The sequence below is a fragment of the Actinomycetota bacterium genome (genome assembly GCA_036280995.1).
Taxonomy (GTDB): domain Bacteria; phylum Actinomycetota; class CALGFH01; order CALGFH01; family CALGFH01; genus CALGFH01.
In genome coordinates this window covers 1-4,452 of sequence record DASUPQ010000799.1, presented here as the reverse complement: position 1 = coordinate 4,452, position 4,452 = coordinate 1, and the positions used below count along the sequence as shown (strand labels likewise).

The 4,452-nt window shown below is 72.3% G+C and carries 6 protein-coding genes; all 6 read right to left on the bottom strand.

What is annotated here, in order from left to right:
- Positions 1 to 127: 127 nt before the first annotated feature.
- Positions 128 to 304, bottom strand: coding sequence for a Flp family type IVb pilin (locus VF468_26765; protein ID HEX5881892.1), 177 nt, complete (start codon positions 302 to 304; stop codon positions 128 to 130).
- A 12-nt stretch (positions 305 to 316) separates the two neighbouring features.
- Entirely contained in the window at positions 317 to 1,567 is a 1,251-nt protein-coding gene (locus VF468_26760) for an HD domain-containing phosphohydrolase (protein HEX5881891.1), read from the bottom strand.
- A 121-nt stretch (positions 1,568 to 1,688) separates the two neighbouring features.
- Positions 1,689 to 2,381 (bottom strand): response regulator transcription factor, encoded by a 693-nt coding sequence (locus VF468_26755; protein ID HEX5881890.1) that lies wholly within the window; start codon positions 2,379 to 2,381, stop codon positions 1,689 to 1,691.
- Entirely contained in the window at positions 2,382 to 3,104 is a 723-nt protein-coding gene (locus VF468_26750; GenBank protein HEX5881889.1) for a HAMP domain-containing sensor histidine kinase, read from the bottom strand. It lies immediately after the preceding gene.
- 176 nt (positions 3,105 to 3,280) lie between these two features.
- Positions 3,281 to 4,084, bottom strand: coding sequence for an anti-sigma factor (locus VF468_26745; GenBank protein ID HEX5881888.1), 804 nt, complete (start codon positions 4,082 to 4,084; stop codon positions 3,281 to 3,283).
- Positions 4,069 to 4,452, bottom strand: a 384-nt coding sequence (locus VF468_26740; GenBank protein HEX5881887.1) for a sigma-70 family RNA polymerase sigma factor, incomplete at its 5' end; no start/stop codon positions are given. The genes VF468_26745 and VF468_26740, both read right to left, overlap by 16 nt.

The window sequence follows — 4,452 nt, the reverse complement described above, 5'->3', positions numbered from 1 at the left end:
ACCCGTCCATTTGCGGGCGTGTCTCGCCAACGCATCGCAGGGGAACCTAGTCGCCCAAGGGGTCACATGCCCATCGGGTCTGGTGCAGATCGGACTTCGGCAGAATTACCCACCCGTTCCTGTCCACTCAACAGCCGGCTTGCTCGTACGCCTGCTCGGCGCAGTCGGCGTTCTGGTCGAAGCGCTCCTGGACGGCGTTGTAGAGGGCCACCACGCCGGCCACGAGGAGCAGGGCGATGATTGAGACCATCAGGGCGTACTCGACCGAGGTGACGCCGCGCTCCGCCCAACGGGTTCGCCGCATCCTCACCCTCGACTAGAGCGAGAGGGCCGGCTGGGCGGCGACGGTCAGGCGCTGGGGCTGGGGCATCCGTGACGACGGGTCGTCAGGGTCGTCGGGCTCGCCGCCCGGCTGCTGGCCGCCACCGCCCTGCTCGAGCCGGCCGGACAGCACCAGCGGCTCGAGGGCGTCGACCAGCTTGCCGGGCAGGCGGCCGAGACCGGCCTGCTGGCGCAGCACGGCCAGCGCCTCCCGCTCCCCCATGGCCGGGCGGTGGGGCCGGGGCCGGGTCAGGGCGGCCCAGGTGTCCACGACAGCCAGGATCTGGGCGCCGAACGGCACCTGCCGGCCGCGCAGGCCGCGCGGGTAGCCGGAGCCGTCGAGGCGCTCGTGGTGGGCCCGGACGGCGGCCACGGGCAGGCCGACCCGGGCCAGCGGCTCCAGGATGTCGCCGGAGATGTCGGCGTGGCCCTGCAGCAGCTCGACCGCGGCCGGCTCCAGCGGCCCCCGCGGGGACAGCAGGTCGGAGGGCAGGGCCAGCATCCCGATGTCGAGGAACAGCCCGGCCAGCTCCATGCCCCTGACCCGCAGGGGCGGCCAGCCGAGGGCGTCGGTCAGGTCCCGGGTGATCGTGGCGACCCGGCGCGAGTGGCCCTCGCGGCCCGGCCCGGCGGCCTCGGCGCTGCCGATCATGGTGCCGAGGATCACCTGCAGCGAGTGCGACAGCGAGTCCCTGGCCTGGCGGAGGTGCTCACGCTCCTCGGCCCGGCTGACCCTGGCCACGGCCGTCTCGGTGCGCAGCAGGGCCTCCTCGGCGGCCTCGGTGACGGCGCGGAGCTGGGCCATGGGCGAGGCGGGCTCAGAGCGGTCGGGCCCGCGGGCCGAGCGGCGCCCTCGCATCGATGAGGTGACCCGTTCGACCAGGTCATCGCCATTGCACGGGTAGGTGAGCAGGTCGGTGACGCCTAGGGCCAGGGCCGGGGTCACGTCGACCGAGGCGTCCCGGCTGGCCATGCCGAGGACCGGGACGGTGGTCGGGCCGTCGCCCAGGCGGCCGAGCACCGGCGCCCAGCGCTCGACCTCGTCCAGGGGCACGACCACCAGGGCCGGCCACTGGGCGTCGACGCTGCGCAGGGCCTCGATGTTCTCCTTGACCAGGGCGCAGGCAAGCCCGGCGTGGGCCAGGGCATCCCTTGCCCAAGGCCCGATCCCTTCGGCGGCGTCGAGGACGAGCACGTGGGCCGGCACCGGAAGCTCCAGACTCGGCTGCTCTGAGCTGAACAGCATTCAGGCCGATGCTACGGCGTCCGCTCCGGCCCCCCATCGCCCTATCTGTTGAGCCGATCTACCTATTTCTGCGCAGATGCTCGGGAAAGCGTCAATACCTGGACACGCTGGGTGGTGAGGACTACCTAGGGGGCTCGACCAGACGGATCCGCATGGCCTCCCGCACCGCGTCCACCCGGTTGTTGACGTGGAGCTTGCGGTAGATGTTGCCGATGTGGGTGTTGACCGTCCGCTCGGAGATGACCAGCTGGCTGGCGATCTGCCGCGAGGTCAGGCCCTCGGCCAGCAGGGCCAGGATCTCCCGCTCCCGCCCGGTGAGCAGGTAGTAGATGTCGGCCGCGGCCTTGGTCTCGTCGGCGTAGCGGTTGAACTGGTGCAGCAGCTTGCGCGCCTGCACCGGGTCCAGGAACGAGCCCCCGGCGGCCACCGCCTTGACCGCCGACCGGATGTCGTCGAGGGTGGCCGACTTGGGCAGGTACCCGGACGCGCCGGCCTTGATGGCCTCGAAGATCGTCTCCTGGTCCTCGTGGACGGTGAGCACGACCACCCCGACCGACGGGTGGTCCTGGCGGATCTGCTTGGTGGCGCTGATCCCGTCGCGGCGCGGCATGTCGACGTCCATCAGGACGACGTCGGGCAGCAGCTCGGCGACCTGCTGGATGGCCTCGTTGCCGTCGGACGCCTCGCCGATGACCTGGACGCCCTCGGCGTTCTTGCACAGCAGGACGACACCGTGCCGGGTCACCGAGTGGTCGTCGACCACCAGGACCTTGGTCGGTGCGCCGTTCTCCTCGTGGTTGCTCGTTTCGCTCACCTATGCTCCCTCGGCGGCCGGGGCCGGGACCTTGACCCAGAAGACCGTACCCTGTTCGTCGGCCCTGCCGCCCACCTCGCCGCCGAGGACCTGGGCGTAGGCCTTGGCCAGGGTGAGGCCGAGGCCCGCCCCGGAGCCGCGCCGCTCCACCGGCTCGTCGGAGCGGGTGAAGGGCCGGAACAGCTGGCTGATGCGCTCGTTGGTGAGGCGCGAGCCGCCGTCGTGGACCTCCCAGGCCGTGCCCTGGGGGCCGGCGTCGACGGTGACGGTGACCATGCCGAGGCGCGGGCCGTAGGTGAGGCCGTTCTCGACCAGCGGGCGCAGGGCCAGCTTGACCAGCTCGGCGTCGCCGACCGCCTCGCTGTCGACGTCGCCGGCGAAGCGGACCCTCACCCCCTCGGTGCCGAGGTCGTCGACCAGGTTGAGGAGCACGTCGCGGGGCCGGAACGGCCGGGCCAGGGCCTCGATGCCGCCGTTGACCCGGGCCAGGAGGAGGAAGTCCCTGACCAGGCCCTGGAGGCGGTCGGTCTGGGTCAGCACCAGCGAGAGGAACTGCTGGACCGTCTCGGTGTCGAGCTGGTCGCCACGTTGCAGGAGGGTGGAGACGAACCCACGGATGCAGGCCAGCGGCGTGTTGAGCTTGTGGGCGGCCAACCCGAAGAGGTCACGGCCGTCCTCCTCGAGCCCCAGGAGCGAAGGCGCCGTCGTCTGGCTCTGGGTCATAGGCTATGTCGTCCCCTCGAGTCGGGCGGCCAAAACTACTTGCGGACACAACCGGTCACACGAGTGTGCCGATTCTCGTACAGAGTGCAGTGTGCATGCCACCATACCGACGATGAACCCCTCGGTATGACTACGGCCAACGTAGCCAATCCGGGCTATCGCCACGTTCGGCCGGGTCATGCGGTCGGCGGGAGGCCGGTCAGGATCGGCTGGGTGGTCGGCTTCGCGCTCCCGTCGGGGCCTGGCTCGTCGGTGATCGCGAACACCGTCCCCGGCTGGATCGGCGCCTCGAACAGCAGCGTCTGGGTGCCCGGGCGCTGCAGGGTCTGGAAGACCAGTGCCTTCTCGGCCTTGCCGATGTCGCCTCCCGGCACGCTCCAGAGCTCGTAGACGCGGTCCCGGGCCAGCGCCGGCAGGTTCTCGACGATCAGCACGCCCCGGTCCTCGCGGCTGGAGGCGATCACCGTGGCCGCAGCGCCCGCCGGGCCGGGGCTGTCGTCCAGCGTCACCAGGGCGGCGTTGGGGTCGTTGGCGAGCTGGGTCGCCCGCTCGAGGGCGGCCACGCGGTCGCGGTAGACCGCGTTCTCGTCGCGCAGGTTCAGGTTCCACACCGACAGCGCCACCACCAGCAGGATGGCGGCCGCGGCGGCCAGCCCCGGCAGCACGCGCAGGCCGCGCCGGCGACGCCCGGTCCCGGCGACGGCGCCGGCCGTGTCCGGCCGCGGGACGGCGGGACGGCGCGCCGCCTCCGGCCGGATCTCGCGGCGGATCCCCGCCCAGACCGTGTCCGGCGGTTCGACCTGGGGCGCGGCGTAGGCCAGCTCGCCGACCACCGCCTCCAGCTCGCGCACGTTGGCCTCGCAGGCCGCGCAGCCCTCGAGGTGGCGCCGGAAGACGTGCTCGTCGTCGGGCTCGAGGGCACCCAGCACGTAGCCGGCGGCGAGCTCCTCGTACTCGCTGTGGCTCATTGGCGTGTCCACGGGTGCTCCTCGGTACCGGCGTCCTGCAGCGCCTCCTTCATCTTGCGCATCCCGGCCGCCATGCGCGTCTTCACCGTGCCCAGCGGCACCCCGACCAGGGCGGCGACCTCCCGCTGGGTGTAGCCTCCGAAGTACGCGAGCAGCAGGGCCTCGCGCTGGGCGACCGGCAGCTCCCCCAGCGCCGCCCGCACCTCGGCCCGGCGCTCGGACGCGACCACGTCGTCCTCGACCCGTGCCTTCGGGTCGGGCTCGAACTCCAGCCCCTCGTCCGAGGTCCGCCAGCGGCGCAGGTTCTCCTCGCGCCGCACCACGTCCACGGCCCGGTGGTGCGTCATCGACAGCAGGTAGGTGGCGACCGTCCCCCGCCC